General features: G+C 40.3%; 19 protein-coding genes and 1 riboswitch. Of the genes, 1 reads left to right on the forward strand and 18 read right to left on the reverse strand.

What is annotated here, in order from left to right; genetic code table 11:
- Positions 1 to 9: 9 nt before the first annotated feature.
- The 12 genes from resA to FCL54_RS19305 all read right to left on the reverse strand — a co-directional run bounded on the left by resA (position 10) and on the right by FCL54_RS19305 (position 8,435).
- The gene (gene resA, locus FCL54_RS19250) at positions 10 to 537 is read right to left on the reverse strand and encodes a thiol-disulfide oxidoreductase ResA (RefSeq protein WP_138128565.1); all 528 of its coding nucleotides are present in this window, start codon (positions 535 to 537) and stop codon (positions 10 to 12) included.
- Between the two features lie 81 nt (positions 538 to 618).
- Positions 619 to 1,338, reverse strand: a complete 720-nt coding sequence (locus FCL54_RS19255) for a pseudouridine synthase (protein ID WP_138128566.1) — start codon at positions 1,336 to 1,338, stop codon at positions 619 to 621.
- A gap of 255 nt (positions 1,339 to 1,593) precedes the next feature.
- Entirely contained in the window at positions 1,594 to 2,124 is a 531-nt protein-coding gene (locus tag FCL54_RS19260) for a spore maturation protein (protein ID WP_138128567.1), read from the reverse strand.
- A 15-nt stretch (positions 2,125 to 2,139) separates the two neighbouring features.
- Complete coding sequence (locus FCL54_RS19265; protein ID WP_138128568.1) at positions 2,140 to 2,712, reverse strand: nucleoside recognition domain-containing protein; 573 nt, start codon at positions 2,710 to 2,712, stop codon at positions 2,140 to 2,142.
- Positions 2,705 to 3,868, reverse strand: coding sequence for a D-alanyl-D-alanine carboxypeptidase family protein (locus FCL54_RS19270; protein WP_138128569.1), 1,164 nt, complete (start codon positions 3,866 to 3,868; stop codon positions 2,705 to 2,707). The genes FCL54_RS19265 and FCL54_RS19270 overlap by 8 nt, the downstream gene beginning before the upstream one ends.
- Positions 3,869 to 4,006: 138 nt before the next feature.
- Positions 4,007 to 4,540 carry an isoprenylcysteine carboxyl methyltransferase family protein gene (locus tag FCL54_RS19275; RefSeq protein ID WP_138128570.1) on the reverse strand — a complete coding sequence of 178 codons (534 nt, stop codon included), beginning with the start codon at positions 4,538 to 4,540 and terminating at the stop codon, positions 4,007 to 4,009.
- A 7-nt stretch (positions 4,541 to 4,547) separates the two neighbouring features.
- The gene (locus FCL54_RS19280; RefSeq protein ID WP_138128571.1) at positions 4,548 to 5,636 is read right to left on the reverse strand and encodes a type III polyketide synthase; all 1,089 of its coding nucleotides are present in this window, start codon (positions 5,634 to 5,636) and stop codon (positions 4,548 to 4,550) included.
- A 149-nt stretch (positions 5,637 to 5,785) separates the two neighbouring features.
- Positions 5,786 to 6,244 (reverse strand): DUF3907 family protein, encoded by a 459-nt coding sequence (locus tag FCL54_RS19285; RefSeq protein WP_171016934.1) that lies wholly within the window; start codon positions 6,242 to 6,244, stop codon positions 5,786 to 5,788.
- A 37-nt stretch (positions 6,245 to 6,281) separates the two neighbouring features.
- Positions 6,282 to 6,659 carry a hypothetical protein gene (locus FCL54_RS19290; RefSeq protein WP_138128573.1) on the reverse strand — a complete coding sequence of 126 codons (378 nt, stop codon included), beginning with the start codon at positions 6,657 to 6,659 and terminating at the stop codon, positions 6,282 to 6,284.
- A 38-nt stretch (positions 6,660 to 6,697) separates the two neighbouring features.
- Positions 6,698 to 7,285 carry an SMC-Scp complex subunit ScpB gene (gene scpB, locus FCL54_RS19295; RefSeq protein ID WP_138128574.1) on the reverse strand — a complete coding sequence of 196 codons (588 nt, stop codon included), beginning with the start codon at positions 7,283 to 7,285 and terminating at the stop codon, positions 6,698 to 6,700.
- Entirely contained in the window at positions 7,286 to 8,041 is a 756-nt protein-coding gene (locus FCL54_RS19300; protein ID WP_138128575.1) for a segregation/condensation protein A, read from the reverse strand.
- 208 nt (positions 8,042 to 8,249) lie between these two features.
- Positions 8,250 to 8,435 (reverse strand): hypothetical protein, encoded by a 186-nt coding sequence (locus FCL54_RS19305; protein WP_138128576.1) that lies wholly within the window; start codon positions 8,433 to 8,435, stop codon positions 8,250 to 8,252.
- Between the two features lie 160 nt (positions 8,436 to 8,595).
- On the opposite strand from FCL54_RS19305, the gene FCL54_RS19310 reads away from it, so the two are divergent.
- Positions 8,596 to 9,126, forward strand: coding sequence for a DUF309 domain-containing protein (locus tag FCL54_RS19310; protein WP_138128577.1), 531 nt, complete (start codon positions 8,596 to 8,598; stop codon positions 9,124 to 9,126).
- A gap of 9 nt (positions 9,127 to 9,135) precedes the next feature.
- Here the strand turns inward: FCL54_RS19310 and FCL54_RS19315 are convergent, their stop codons facing one another.
- The 6 genes from FCL54_RS19315 to FCL54_RS19340 all read right to left on the reverse strand — a co-directional run bounded on the left by FCL54_RS19315 (position 9,136) and on the right by FCL54_RS19340 (position 14,011).
- Positions 9,136 to 9,498, reverse strand: coding sequence for a GNAT family N-acetyltransferase (locus FCL54_RS19315; RefSeq protein WP_138128578.1), 363 nt, complete (start codon positions 9,496 to 9,498; stop codon positions 9,136 to 9,138).
- Between the two features lie 259 nt (positions 9,499 to 9,757).
- Positions 9,758 to 10,228, reverse strand: coding sequence for a 6,7-dimethyl-8-ribityllumazine synthase (gene ribH, locus FCL54_RS19320; RefSeq protein WP_138128579.1), 471 nt, complete (start codon positions 10,226 to 10,228; stop codon positions 9,758 to 9,760).
- A gap of 48 nt (positions 10,229 to 10,276) precedes the next feature.
- The gene (locus FCL54_RS19325; protein WP_138128580.1) at positions 10,277 to 11,470 is read right to left on the reverse strand and encodes a bifunctional 3,4-dihydroxy-2-butanone-4-phosphate synthase/GTP cyclohydrolase II; all 1,194 of its coding nucleotides are present in this window, start codon (positions 11,468 to 11,470) and stop codon (positions 10,277 to 10,279) included.
- A gap of 32 nt (positions 11,471 to 11,502) precedes the next feature.
- Complete coding sequence (ribE, locus tag FCL54_RS19330) at positions 11,503 to 12,150, reverse strand: riboflavin synthase (RefSeq protein ID WP_138128617.1); 648 nt, start codon at positions 12,148 to 12,150, stop codon at positions 11,503 to 11,505.
- On the reverse strand, positions 12,131 to 13,246 hold the full coding sequence (gene ribD / locus FCL54_RS19335) for a bifunctional diaminohydroxyphosphoribosylaminopyrimidine deaminase/5-amino-6-(5-phosphoribosylamino)uracil reductase RibD (protein ID WP_138128581.1): 1,116 nt from the start codon (positions 13,244 to 13,246) through the stop codon (positions 12,131 to 12,133). Before ribD ends, ribE begins: the two co-directional genes overlap by 20 nt.
- A gap of 160 nt (positions 13,247 to 13,406) precedes the next feature.
- A riboswitch (FMN riboswitch) is annotated at positions 13,407 to 13,549 on the reverse strand.
- 27 nt (positions 13,550 to 13,576) lie between these two features.
- Positions 13,577 to 14,011 (reverse strand): peptidylprolyl isomerase, encoded by a 435-nt coding sequence (locus FCL54_RS19340; protein WP_138128582.1) that lies wholly within the window; start codon positions 14,009 to 14,011, stop codon positions 13,577 to 13,579.
- Positions 14,012 to 14,019: the final 8 nt, after the last annotated feature.

Consider the following 14,019-nt stretch of genomic DNA (forward strand, 5'->3'; position numbering starts at 1 on the left):
ACCACCTCATTACGGTTTAATAAGCTCCATATAGTTTTCGATTTTTTCTTCCGAAAGACTGCCCTCTACAATTTTCTTAACCACTTCCCCATCCTTGTTGATCAAGAAAGTAGCAGGAATCAGGCCTACCCCATAATGGTTGGTCACATCGTTTCCTTTATCCAATAGTATTGGGAAGGACAAGTTATACCGGTCAACAAAAGTTTTTGCGGTAAGCCTCGGTTCGGTAACGTTAACCGCCAGGATCTCTATACCCTGGTCTTTGTACTTCTGATATACCTTGTCCATCGCTGGCATTTCTTCTTTACATGGTTCACAGTATGTAGCCCAGAAGTTCAAAAATACACCCTGTCCCCGGTAATCCTCAAGTTCTACTTCATTTCCTTTTAAATCGGTCAATATAAAATTCGGGGCCGTGTCTCCTTCTTCTATCACACCGCTATCTGAAGCAAAGAAGTTAGCATAAAACGTATAGCCTACTGCTATCACAACGACTGCTAATATTACGGTCCTAATAACCAGGCGATTTTTCTTCATAAAATCTCTCCAATCAGAAAAAAACATGCTACTCTCACTATAACTGTTTCCTTTGCCGATTCATGTCGCTTTTTTTGACTTTTATGTGACAGCTTTATTACGCAAATGCTTCACTTCAATCGGTTTAAGTTCTCGAAATTCCCCGGGGTTCAACCCTTGTAAATCGAGAAAGCCATAGCGCTCCCTTTTTAGCTTCATTACAGGATGTCCAACTGCGTCAAACATCCTTCTGACCTGCCTGTTCTTCCCTTCATGAATCGTTAGTTCAACGATAGCCCTTTTCTTTTTCTTATCTATAGAAAGGATCCTCGCTTTAGCTTTAGATGTTTTCCCATCATCAAGCTGCACGCCCTTTTGAAGCTTTATAATCGTTTCTTTTGTTGGTATCCCTTCTATTTTCGCGACATATACTTTTTCAACATGATAGCGAGGATGCATCAACAGGTTTGCAAAATCGCCGTCATTCGTTAAGATCAATATTCCGGATGTATCGTAATCTAAGCGTCCTACCGGGAAAACCCGCTGTTCGATCTCCCCAAAATAATCAATGACTGTCTTTCTCCCTTTATCATCCTTTACGGAAGAAATAACCCCGGTTGGTTTATAAAACAAAAAATAAACCGGTTCTTCACGCTCAACCGGAATGCCGTTTACTTCAATTTTTTGGTTTGGTGAGACCTTTGTTCCGAGTTCGGTCACAACTTTACCATTTACTTTTACTTTACCCTCTTTGATTAGTTGCTCTGCTTTCCTTCTTGATGTAACTCCTGCTTGCGCGATTACTTTTTGTAGTCGTTCCATGGTTTTTCACCTCATTCTCCATCATACTCTTGTCAACCAAAAACCTCAAGCCAAGGTTTTTGCTTTTTACTACACGCATTACCATTATGTACAATATCACAATGGCTAAAACCAGAAAACCATAAGCTCCTTTATAAAGAGAATTTGGATGAAAAAGAAAGGCATGGCAAGTATTTTGGTCGGAGAATCCTTTTGTATAGATCTGTACAGCATAAAGACCGGTCTGCAACCGGCCTCATGTTATTATCCAATTATTCAGCTTCCAAAAACAAGCGTTACAAAAAAAATAGCCGCTCCAATGCCGACGAGGTCTGCCAGCAGTCCGATTTTCATTGCATTTCCCATTTTTCGTATTCCGACCGCTCCAAAATAAACGGTAAGAATATAAAAGGTTGTATCTGTGCTGCCCTGCATCGTAGAAGCAAGACGCCCGATAAAAGAATCCGGGCCGTATGTCTTGATCAGATCTGTTGTAACTGCAAGTGCCCCCGTTCCTGATATCGGCCTGATTAACGCAAGGGGAAGAATCTCCGATGGAACACCAATAATCTGCAAAGGTTCCTTTAATAATGTGATCAAAAAATCCATTGCACCTGATGCCCTAAATACTGAAATGGCAACGAGCATTCCGACCAGGTAAGGAATAATCGCAACCGCAGTATTAAACCCTTCCTTTCCACCATCTACAAATGCTTCATATGTCGGCACTCTTTTATATGTGCCATAAACAAGAATCCCCCCGATCAATAGAGGTATCAGCCATATCGATACGCCAGTAAAACTCATTTCTCCCCCTCCGTTTTAACGCCGGTTAAAGTACCGGTCAATTAGCAATGCTGCAATGGTACCGCAGGCTGTTGCAGCAATTGTTGTTCCAACTATTTCAGTTGGTGAAACAGAACCATATTTCATTCTGATCGCGATTACCGTGGTAGGAATTAGCGTTAAGCTTGAAGTATTTATCGCAAGCAGTGTTACCATAGAGCGAGAAGCACTGTCTTTCATGCCGTTTAACTTCTTTAGTTCTTGCATTGCTTTAATCCCCATCGGTGTTGCTGCATTACCGAGTCCAAACACATTCGCTATCATATTAGAAAGGATATAACCCATTGCAGGATGGTCAGCCGGAACTTCCGGAAATATTTTTTTCACGACAGGTTTAAACAGCTTTGCCAGCTTATCAAGGATACCCGCTTCCTGGGCAATACGCATTAACCCTAACCAGAATACAAGGACGCTTATCAATCCAAGGCTTACGGTTACCCCTTCCTCTGCTCCCTGAAAAATCGCTTTGTTAACCTCTTCCATCGTTCCGTTGGCCATTGCATAAAAAAGGCCGATTAAAAAGATGGAAACCCATATTAAATTAACCATTTGAATCAAATCCTGTTGAGAACGAAAAGATGCCCCTAAAGAATTCCCAGAACCCTTTTTCATCTTTTTTGGCGGGAACATCATAATATAACGGAATGGAAGCAATGGTTTCCTGCTCTAACTTAACAATAAAAGTACCTATCGGAGATGGAATTTTTTCTTCCTCCCTCCAACCTTTTTTTCCAGGAGGCTTGATAAGTTTAATGTTTGTGTCAATAAAGTCAATTTCGTCATCTTTTAACGGATATAGAAAACTTTTTTTAGAAAACACCTTTCCCTTGTATGGATCATCTTTAATTTCATCGATTTTTCCCTTTTCTATAATTGGTACTAAGTTAAACTTATCATATGCCCAGTTAAACATCGAAATATGGTCATCCCAATCATCAGGATCATCCAGTGTTACGGCAATAAGTTCCATCCCATCCTTTTCAGCGGTTGAAATGAGGGTTCTTCTCGCCCTTTTTGTAAAGCCGGTTTTTCCTCCCGTAGAATATTCATACAACTCTGTTAAGAGCTTATTTTTATTCCTCCATTTACGGTCCCATTTCTCTTCAGGATTTGGTGCCGAGTGCCGTTTCGTACCGGAAATCTTTTGGAACTTTTTATTTTGCATCGCATATCTCGTTAACAATGCCATATCGTAAGCGGTTGAAAAATGTTGTTCATGGTCGTCGAGTCCATGGGGGTTTGAAAACACCGTTTTAGTCATCCCGAGTTCCTTTGCTTTTTCATTCATGAGATGCACGAACCCCTCAAGGCTTCCACCGACATGTTCGGCGATCGCTACTGCAGCATCATTACCGGATCGCAGCATGAGCCCGTAAACAAGGTCTTCCAACTTAATTTTTTCACCTTGCTTCAAATAGATGGATGAGCCTTCTGTGTAGACAGCACGTTTGCTCACTGTAACCATATCGTCCATTTTCCCAGATTCGATTGCTAGTATCGCAGTCATGACTTTTGTGATGCTCGCAATACGCCTTTGTGAATAGGCATCCTTTTCAAACAGGATTCTTCCTGATTCTTGTTCCATTAAGATCGCACTTCTTGCAGATACTGACAGGCCCTCAGCTTTCACAGGGCTTGTAATCAAGGCAAGAAGCAGTGAAACGGTCAATCCTATGGCAACCCACTTATTTAAAGGTAACTTCATGGCAGAACCCCGTCCCTTAGCATGTTATTTGTACAAGTTTATGCATGGGACAAACAGATATGAATAAATATCTTCGGATCAGTAAAAAACCACTCTTCGCTAAAACGAATAAGTGGTTTTGTGTATATACAATAAAAGTTATTCTTTAAGAAAGGTTTTTTTATAATTGCTTGTCATTTCTGCAAGTGCTTTTTCTTCGGCCGGTATTCTGATTTTTAATAAAATCCAGGCATTTAGCATTGTAAAGAAAACGGCAGTAAAAAAAGCTTGGAACATGAGCGGCAAAGTAAGGATTTCTACGGCGACAACTAGATAATTCGGGTGGCGAATGAAACGGTATGGTCCTTTGATGACGACGTCCGAACCGGGTAATACAATTATTTTTGTATTCCAGTAATCGCCGAGACTTCTTAAACTCCATACTCTTACAAACTGCGCCAGAATAAAGATACCCAAAGGGAAGATCCATCCTTCTTCCAATAGGAAACCGTGAAATCCAGCTTCAATAATAAGTGATAGAAAAAAAACGATATGTAACAATACGATCTGTGGATAATGGTCTGCACCTACCTCATAAGCTCCCTGTTTTTTCATCCATCGTTCATTTTTCTTCGCGATAGCCAGCTCTCCCAATCGCTGTACAATAACAACAGCCAGGATTATCCAGAACATATGCAATTCAACTCCATTCGAGAAGTAGTAACTCAGAACTAAAGCCAGGGCCTAATGCAGCAAGAAGACCTTTTGTTCCCTTTACTTCTTTAAGTGCCAAGAACTTTTCCAGAACAAAAAACACTGTGGCAGATGACATATTACCATATTCACGCAGAACTTCCCGGGATATTTTCGTCTTTTCGTCAGAAAAATCCAGCGCGGCTTTATATGCATCAAGTACTTTTTTTCCGCCTGGATGTGCAATGAAATAATCCAGTTCTTTTTCCTTAACCCCGGCAGCATCCAAAAACCTTGAAACGTTTGGTTCTAGCCAGTTCTGAATGATCGTTGGTATATCTTTTGAGAAAACAACAAAAAGCCCGCTGTTTTTCACTTCCCATCCCATTACATTCTCAGAGTCTGGCTTTAATGTTGACATCGTCGATTGAATCTCTGGAAGATATGTTTTTTGCTGGTACTTACGCAATCCGGATTCTTCTCCGATGACAAGCGCGCACGCAACCCCATCGGCAAATAACGATGTACCCACTAGATTACTCTTTGAAAAATCGTTTCTTTGGAACGTTAAGCTGCATAACTCTACGCTTATTATAAGCACATTTTGTTGAGGATAAGCTTTGCAATAATCATGAGCTCTTGATAATCCTGAAGCTCCTCCCGCACATCCCAGTCCCCAGATTGGTATTCTTTTCGTATAGGGTGAAAAAGGGAGAACATTCATTAACCTTGCTTCGATACTTGGTGTGGAGAAGCCAGTACTCGAGACAAAAAAGATAGCATCAATGCTGTCAATTGGCACATTATCTTTTAAAAATGCTTTGTTATCCAAGCACTTTTTTACTGCTTTCTCTGAAAGCTCCAGTGCAAGTTCTATATAGAGGTCGTTTTTTTCTTGAAACGTATGATCTTCTTTAAACCATGTTAATGGCCGCGAAAAATATCTTGTGTCTATTTCGGCATTTTCAAAAACCTTCAGTAAACGTTCTATATTTCTAAAACGATCCGAAAATAAATCTCTTGCAAACTCAAGTGCCTGATTTTGTTCAAATCTGTATGGTGGTGTACAGGTTCCGACTGATAAGATAAAAGACATTAGGAAATAACCCCTTTTACTAACAAAAATTAACTGCTGATTTTCATTAGTATTTTATTTCCATCTGTAATTTATTCGTTTAAGCTCCTGTCAAGGCTTCTTATTGTTGTTCTTAAATAAAATAACCGCCATAACGGCGGTTACTAAAATCAGCTGGCCTGGTACAGTTCAAGCTCTTCCCTTAGCTCACCAAATGGTTTTTCCAGAGTGCTAAAAAGGTCTTTTATTTTATCTGGAACAAAGAAATGGAACCTGATAGAAAGGTTTCCTGTATACGCTGCCCGGCTATTTTCATACCAGAAGTCTCCTTTTGGGCTGAAAAACTCTTCCACGCATCGAAGAAAAACCCATTGCAGGGCCTTCTCCGCCTTTACTTCAAAATCATTTTGTTTTTTTATTCGATTGCATATTTCAATACCTTCTTCTGAAAATACAGCTAATCGCCTCAAGGAACTTAAAATTCCAGCATAATAATTCCGGTCGGCATCTGGTAAGCTTTCAACAAGGCCAGTTACAGTTGTTTCATTTAGAAAGTTCTCCATAGTTCCATGGATATCAGTAAGCAGTATTCTAGTTTGTTCAAGACGTGCAATGGTATGAGAAGTCACTCTATTCATCCTCCGGTCAGATGATAATTTCGTTTTTTTACTCTAGACTAGCCCATCCAGTTTTACTAACATCAGAAAGAATAGCTTTGATCCGCTCTTCTGTTATATCTTCAAAGAGCAATTTAAATTCGCTCTCTTCACTAATATATATCCTTCTCTCATTTTTCAAAACTGGATTTTTCAACAGAGCTAACAGAGCAGTTATGTCTTTTATATAGACGGGCTTTTCGTTCAAAGTGCAAACAGGATTATTATGCAAATTAAGCTTTTTTTCAAAATATCTTACGTATAAAATACTCAATACCTTTGTTTCTTTTTCTACTTCAAACGTAACTTCAGAACGAGTAAAACTGTCTTCGGGTGAATTGGATTGTTCTTTTTCCAGCTCATATCCTGTAAAAGAATTAATTTTCATCTTTTCCTCCCCTTTGAGACATACTGACTTAATTAAAGCTATGCGTTATCAATTGTTTTATTAAATTTTTCAAAAAACAAGTCCGCTTCAGCATCTTCTTCCTGAAGTTCATTTTCTTGAGGCAGCTTCGGAAGATCTTTAATATTGTTTAATCCAAAGTGTTGAAGAAACTCTTTCGTTGTCCCATAGAGGATCGCACGGCCTGTCCCCTCTGCCCTTCCAACTTCTTTAATGAGCAGTTTGGCCGTTAACGTTTGCAAGGGCTTTTCCGTTTTCACCCCACGGATCTCTTCGATTTCTGTCCTGGTAATCGGTTGATTATAAGCAATGATCGCCAGTGTTTCTAAAGCCGCCTGGGAAAGGCTTGTTGTAGAGGGAGATTCGACAAGTCTCTGAAAATAAGAAGCATGTTCCGAATTAGTGACTAGCTGGTACGAACCGGCCATTTCAACTAGCCGAATTCCCCGTTTTTGGTCCACTAATTCCTGTTGGAGGGCGCCAAGCAGCTCTCTTGCGGCTGCTTCTTCAATTTCGATTATTTCAGATACTTGTTTTAAGGTTAGTCCCTGTTCTCCTGCTACAAAAAGCAAACCTTCAAGGATTGCCTTTAATTCTTGTAGTTCCACTTATATGCTCTCCTTCTCCATAGCTGAAATAATAATGTCGCTAAAATTGCCTTCCTGTCTGCAATGAATTTTCGTCTTTTTCATTAGTTCCAACAGCGCCAAAAATGTAACGACAATATGCCCTCTTTCCTGGCTGGGAAAAAGATCTGCAAAACGCTGGTTTCCTTTTTTAGAAAGCCTGTCCATGATTTCATCCATTCTCTTTCCAATCGGAATATCCGTAGTTTGTATCGTTGTTTTTCGAGGCTTAATGGCTTTCTTTTTTGAAAACATCCGCTGAAAGGCAGAAAGCATATCATACAATGTAACATCGCCTATTGAAGTCGACTGTTCCTTTTCATTTGTGTCATACGCGGATAAGTCTGCCGGTTCTCTTCCAAAAATTAAACTTCTATCGTTTTCTCTTTCTTTCAGTTCTTTTGCAGCATGTTTATATTTTTTATACTCAATCAACTGATTGATTAAATCCTCCCTCGGATCCTCTTCCATATCCAGATCCAACTGCGAATCGAACCATTCTTCCTCCCGCTTCGGTAAAAGCATTTTGCTTTTTATAGCGAGAAGAGTTGCAGCCATAACCAGGTACTCACTTGCTACATCCAATTCCAGCTCCTGCATCGTATGTATATAGTTCATATATTGGTCAGTGATTTGTGATACTGGAATATCATAAATATCAATTTCGTATTTATTTATTAAGTGAAGGAGCAAGTCAAGCGGACCTTCAAACGCGTCTATTTTCACATTGTACTGCATCTATTTTTCACCAAACCTAAAGCCTGAAATAAGGCTGCTGTTTATTTTATCTAGAGGTGATTATACCATATAAAGCTTATTTTGTGCTGTACCAGTCCGTTGTTCTTAAAAATCTGACGAGAGAGTTTTCCAATAAGATAACAGGGATACAAGGCACTAAAATCCACCATACTAAAAGGCTGGCTAGAACGCCAGCCCTTGTTTTTTATTAATAACTTTTTCTATTTTGGGTTCCCAATACGTTTTTCAACATATTTTGCCCACCCATATTCGAAAGGCCCTGCATCATGTTTTTCATATTTCCGTTTCCGCCTCTGCCTTTCATCATGCTATAGGCAGCGGCCCCAATTCCAATCGATGCTAGAATAGGCACGATATTCCCACGATTTTGCATTCTCTGATCACCCCTGAGCAGTTGGATAGGTTCTTTTGAACCCTTCTTAATGTATGAAGGTTTAAGTGGTATCATGTAAGAGAAACTTTTCCACATCCGCCATTTGTTTTTTGCATGTGCATTGATCGTTTGTAGGATAACCGTAATGGAGGGAGTAAGGATGTACCCAAAAGCATATATTGATTACCTTGTTTATTTTCATGGACAAAGGGATTACTTTGAATGTCACGAAGTTTTGGAAGAGCACTGGAAAAGAGAAGAACCCGAAAATAGGAACAAGCACTGGGTCGGTTTAATTCAACTTGCTGTCGCTTTATACCATCAACGGAGGCAAAACTGGAGGGGGGCCGAAAGGATGATGAGAAGCGCCCTGCACCTATTGCGTAATGAAAAAGATGGAATTGTAAAACTCTCTCTGGATTTCAATAACCTGGTTTTTTTACTTGAAAATCGATTAAATGAAATAAAGGAAAAAACGCCATATACAAGCTTAACACTTCCGGTTACTGATCCAGGGTTAATTGACAAATGCAAGGAAGTATGCGAAGAAAAAGGGTGCCAATGGAATGTCGATAGTAATATGAAGGATGAGTACCTTCTTCATAAACACCGGATGAGAGACCGCTCAGACATTCTGAATGAACGTTTTAGACAAAAAGAACTTCGCCAGCAAAAAAGGAAAGGCACATAGCGCCTTTCCTTAAATATTACGTTCTTCGATCTGGCATTTTTCAAAGAAAGATGAAGTAAACTCGTTACCGATGATTTCTACATCTGGGCCGATTATTCCCTGAAGTTCATCGATCATCTTCTTGCCAATTCCCTGATAGCGATGAGAAGGATTCACACTAAGGTGTTTGAGTTCAACTAATTGATCATTGATCCACTCGATTCCAAGTAAACCAATGATGTCTTCTTCCTTCCAAAAGAATAATTGCCAATCATCATTAGATTCGTACTCTTTTATGGAATGCTGAAGCTTTTTCAAATCCTTTTCTGAAGGCATGAATGATAAAAGCCCCATCGCAATTTTTTCCTGACTTTTTTTATACCGAGTTAACATGATTATCCCTCATTAAAAAGATCTTTGTCTAAGCCAGTATGGCGTAAACTATCTGTTTATTGTTAAGCTATTCTTAAAAAAGGCAAATGTTAAAATAATCTTCTAAGGAGTGACAGAAATAAGAACAATGCCACGATGGCACATATGATGATTAACCATTTTTCTTGCTTTTTGCCCTGTTTCCTCATAACAAAACTCCTTAAAATTGCTGCCGGGAATTAATCATCTTATCCTATCTTAGCCAAAAAGAGCAGATTAATCAAGCCTCTATAGAACGAGAAAGATTTGCCATCTCAATGGCGGCGGCTGCCGCTTCCCAGCCTTTGTTCCCAGCTTTTGTTCCCGCGCGTTCAATAGCCTGTTCGATTGTATTTGTTGTTAAAACTCCAAAGATGATAGGTAAGCCGCTGTTTAAACTGATAGAGGAAACTCCTTTGGCCACCTCATTACAAACATAATCAAAGTGTGGTGTCGCTCCTCTTATTACGGTTCCAAGTGTAATGACAGCATCGTATTTTCCGGTGTCAGCCATTTTCTTTGCGATCAATGGGATTTCAAACGCTCCAGGTACCCATGCAACATCAACGTTTTCTTCCGGGACGCCGTGCCTTTTTAACGCATCTTCAGCCCCTCCTAATAGTTTCCCGGTGATAAATTCATTGAACCTGCCTACCACAATGCCAATTTTCAAATCTGTTCCAACTAAATTGCCCTCAAAAATGTTTTTCATAACTTCCTCCTACTTTTTTATCGAGTGTTTGCTATATCCTTTGCTTCATTAAAAATGCAGCATATGACCTAATTTACTGTGCTTTGTTCTTAAGTACTTCTCATTTGCTTCATGTGAGGGCATCTGGATCGGGACTCTGTCTACTACCTCTAATCCATACCCGGTCAATCCTGCAATTTTTCTTGGATTATTCGTTAAAAGGCGCATTTTGGTAATACCCAGGTCCCGAAGAATCTGTGCACCGATTCCATAGTCCCTTAAGTCAGGTTTAAATCCAAGCTGTTCATTTGCCTCAACAGTGTCATAACCTTCTTCCTGCAACTTATATGCTCGCATTTTATTTAACAAACCGATTCCGCGTCCTTCCTGGCGCATATATAACAGTACTCCATTTCCCTCTTCTTCGATTTGCATTAGTGCAGCATGTAGCTGGGGGCCGCAATCGCAACGATAAGACCCGAATACATCTCCTGTTAAACATTCGGAATGAACCCTTACAAGCGTTGGTTGATCAGGAATAATTTCTCCTTTCACAAGTGCTACATGCTCTTTTTGATCCAGTACGTTCGAATAACCGATAGCTTTAAAGTCACCAAATTCAGTTGGCAAATTGATTTCCACTTCTTTTTTTATCAGATTGTCTTTTCGATTGCGATACTGTATCAAGTCTTTTATGGTAATCATCTTTAAATCAAACTCGTCTGCAATCTCACGAAGATCAGGAACTCTTGCCATTTCACCGTCTTCTTTTATAATTTCACAAATAACTCCGGCAGGATTCGCCCCAGAAAGCCTTGCTAAATCAATAGCAGCTTCCGTGTGACCGGCTCTTCTTAATACGCCGCCGTCTTTTCCAACTAATGGAAAGATATGTCCTGGTCTTTTAAAATCTAATGCAGATGCATTTTCATCGATGAGCTTTTGGATGGTGATAGCACGTTCAGCAGCTGATATACCTGTTGTAGTTGTTTTATAATCAACACTTACTGTAAAGGCTGTTCCATGAGGATCAGTGTTATGGTTAACCATAGGATCCAGTCCAAGTTTCTTTGCACGGTCCTGGGTTATAGGCGCACACACCAGACCTCTTCCATGCTTGATCATAAAGTTGATAACCTCAGGAGTTGTTTTTTCGGCCAAAGCGATAAAATCTCCCTCATTCTCCCTATCTTCATCATCACATACAATGACTACGTTACCCTGCATCAGTTCATAGATGGCTTCTTCTACTTTATCAAACATCAATAAGTTCCTCCCTGCCTGTTAATGGTGCCTTACTTAAACCCGTGTTCTTCTAAAAAGGCGGATGACAGTGTAGATGGATTATCCTGCAAACGGCGTTCCAGGAATCTTTCCATATATTTGGCGAGCATATCGCACTCTATATTAACAATATCCCCCGGTTCTTTGTTTCCTAATATTGTTTCACTAAGAGTGTGAGGAATTAAAGAAATTGTAATCGCATCATTGGTGACACCAAAAATTGTAAGGCTTGTACCATCTACAGCAACTGATCCTTTTAAAGCCATATACCTTATCAGTTCCTCATCAAGCTTTATATCGTAATAAACAGCGTTTTGGGATGGCTCCTTACGAATAATTGTACCTGTTCCGTCTATATGTCCCGAAACAAAATGCCCCCCAAATCTCCCGTTTGCTGCCATTGCTCTTTCAAGGTTAACGTTTCCGCCGACCTTTAAATCTCGAAGGCTCGTAGCACGGAACGTTTCAGGCATAACATCAACAGAGAATTGGTTTGAAGTAAAATCTGTGACTGTTAAACATACCCCGTTTACAGAGATGCTGTCCCCGAGTTTAACATCTCTTAATATCCGGTCGGCCCCCACGGCCAGCTGAATAGCTTCACCAGTTTTGTCTATATGATTAACGGATCCTATTTCTTCAACTATTCCGGTAAACATCAGTTTCTTCACCTCTTTTCGGCACTAATACCATTTTCAGATCCTCTCCAATTTGCGTAACTTCTTTTATTTTTAGTTCAAGCGCATCAGCAAGATGTGCAAAGCCTTCTCCACCGAAGGCAGGTTTTGCTTTTTCCCCGCCGATTACTTTTGGAGAGATATAGCTGAGAACCTGGTTAACAGCCCTATCCCTTAAGAAACTTCCATGAATGGTAGCCCCTCCTTCAACGAGGAGAGAAGTTATCCCTTTTTCGCCAAGAAAATAAAGAAGTTCAGGCACATTAATTTCACTTCCGGGAAATTCCATGATTTCTACACCGGCATTTATAAATCGCCTTCTTTTTTCCTCTGGCACAGAAGCCTTCACAATAATCCAGGTTGCCGCCTGTCCATCGGTAACTACTCTAGCATCCAATGGTGTCCTCAGCTCATGGTCCAGAATGATCCTTACCGGATTCTTCCCCCCGGCAGGTAACCGGGTTGTTAAAGAAGGATTATCCGCAAGGACAGTACCGATGCCAACAAGAATCCCATCATGGTGATGCCTATAAAAATGACTGTCTTCTCTTGCTGTTTGTCCAGTGATCCACTTGCTTTCACCTGTTGCCGTTGCTATTTTACCGTCAAGACTAGTAGCAGTTTTCAGTGTTACAAACGGTCTCTTATATTGCATGTAATGAAAAAACACTTCATTTAACTGTTTTGCTTCCTCTTCCATTACGCCTGTTATCACTTCTATACCTGCCTTTTTAAGTTTGCGTATTCCTTCACCTGAAACTTTAGGATTGGGATCCACTGAAGCAATAACAACTTTATGAAGCTTTTTATCGATGATCGCGTTAGAACATGGAGGCGTTTTTCCAAAATGGCTGCATGGTTCTAATGTTACATACATTGTGGCTCCTATCGCTTTGCCCCCAGCCATATTAAGAGCATGAACTTCTGCATGAGGTTCCCCTGCTTTTAAATGAGCTCCAAATCCTACAATTTCTCCTCCTTTTACGATAACAGCGCCAACTGCAGGATTGGGACTTGTTTGCCCTATGCCGCGCTTTGCCAGGTCTATTGCGAAATTCATATAGTAAGCATGATCCATAATCACTCACCTCCAACTTCTAAAAACCAACTCGAAGAACGCTTTCAACATGAAAATAAGCCCCGAAAGACATACTTCTCCCGGGGCTTACGATATATATTTATGCCAAAGAAGCCTTTTGAAAAGACTCAAAAGGCAAAATCCTATCGTTACTAATCATTGCTTCCTTCTCCCATCCAGACTTTTACTGTCGGCTCCGGTTTCTCACCAGGATCCACCGCCTGTCGAGGACAGACGGGTCACGGGCTTAGAACATTATTCATCACCGCCGGTAGGGAATTGCACCCTGCCCCGAAGGAATTCTATTTGATTTTTTTTATTCGTTAATACTTATTCTTCCCAGACTTTAACTTCCTGCATAACATCGCCAGGATGAATCCGAAGCACCGTGTCCATTCCTTCTGTTACTTTTCCAAAAACAGTATGAACACCATTTAAATGAGGCTGTGGTTCATGAACGATGAAAAATTGGCTTCCGCCAGTATCCTTTCCCGCATGAGCCATCGAAAGCGACCCTGCTTCATGCTTATGAGGATTTCCTTCTGTTTCACATTTAATTGTATAACCAGGGCCACCTGTTCCAGTTCCATTCGGGCAGCCTCCCTGTGCTACGAAACCTGGAATAACTCGGTGGAAGGTTAAGCCATTATAAAAACCGCTGTTCGCTAATTTTTCAAAGTTTTCAACAGTTCCTGGTGCATCTTCAGGGTAAAGTTCAAATTCAATCTCTTCGCCATTTTCAAATTTAATGCTTCCTTTTTTCATTTAAATCC

The organism is Exobacillus caeni (assembly GCF_005747095.1).
Taxonomy (GTDB): Bacteria; Bacillota; Bacilli; order Bacillales; family Guptibacillaceae; genus Exobacillus; species Exobacillus caeni.

Bases quoted from the DNA above. Each gene is read 5' to 3' on its own strand.
- FCL54_RS19275 (WP_138128570.1), bottom strand. From the start codon at position 4,540: ATGTTCTGGATAATCCTGGCTGTTGTTATTGTACAGCGATTGGGAGAG.
- FCL54_RS19290 (WP_138128573.1), bottom strand. From the start codon at position 6,659: ATGAAAATTAATTCTTTTACAGGATATGAGCTGGAAAAAGAACAATCC.
- FCL54_RS19300 (WP_138128575.1), bottom strand. From the start codon at position 8,041: ATGCAGTACAATGTGAAAATAGACGCGTTTGAAGGTCCGCTTGACTTG.
- ribE (WP_138128617.1), bottom strand. From the start codon at position 12,150: ATGTTTACCGGAATAGTTGAAGAAATAGGATCCGTTAATCATATAGAC.
- FCL54_RS19325 (WP_138128580.1), bottom strand. From the start codon at position 11,470: ATGTTTGATAAAGTAGAAGAAGCCATCTATGAACTGATGCAGGGTAAC.
- FCL54_RS19255 (WP_138128566.1), bottom strand. From the start codon at position 1,338: ATGGAACGACTACAAAAAGTAATCGCGCAAGCAGGAGTTACATCAAGA.
- FCL54_RS19265 (WP_138128568.1), bottom strand. From the start codon at position 2,712: ATGGTTAATTTAATATGGGTTTCCATCTTTTTAATCGGCCTTTTTTAT.
- ribH (WP_138128579.1), bottom strand. From the start codon at position 10,228: ATGAAAAACATTTTTGAGGGCAATTTAGTTGGAACAGATTTGAAAATT.
- FCL54_RS19315 (WP_138128578.1), bottom strand. From the start codon at position 9,498: ATGTTAACTCGGTATAAAAAAAGTCAGGAAAAAATTGCGATGGGGCTT.
- FCL54_RS19305 (WP_138128576.1), bottom strand. From the start codon at position 8,435: ATGCAAAATCGTGGGAATATCGTGCCTATTCTAGCATCGATTGGAATT.
- FCL54_RS19340 (WP_138128582.1), bottom strand. From the start codon at position 14,011: ATGAAAAAAGGAAGCATTAAATTTGAAAATGGCGAAGAGATTGAATTT.
- resA (WP_138128565.1), bottom strand. From the start codon at position 537: ATGAAGAAAAATCGCCTGGTTATTAGGACCGTAATATTAGCAGTCGTT.
- FCL54_RS19280 (WP_138128571.1), bottom strand. From the start codon at position 5,636: ATGTCTTTTATCTTATCAGTCGGAACCTGTACACCACCATACAGATTT.
- FCL54_RS19260 (WP_138128567.1), bottom strand. From the start codon at position 2,124: ATGAGTTTTACTGGCGTATCGATATGGCTGATACCTCTATTGATCGGG.
- ribD (WP_138128581.1), bottom strand. From the start codon at position 13,246: ATGGATCATGCTTACTATATGAATTTCGCAATAGACCTGGCAAAGCGC.
- FCL54_RS19310 (WP_138128577.1), top strand. From the start codon at position 8,596: ATGTACCCAAAAGCATATATTGATTACCTTGTTTATTTTCATGGACAA.
- FCL54_RS19270 (WP_138128569.1), bottom strand. From the start codon at position 3,868: ATGAAGTTACCTTTAAATAAGTGGGTTGCCATAGGATTGACCGTTTCA.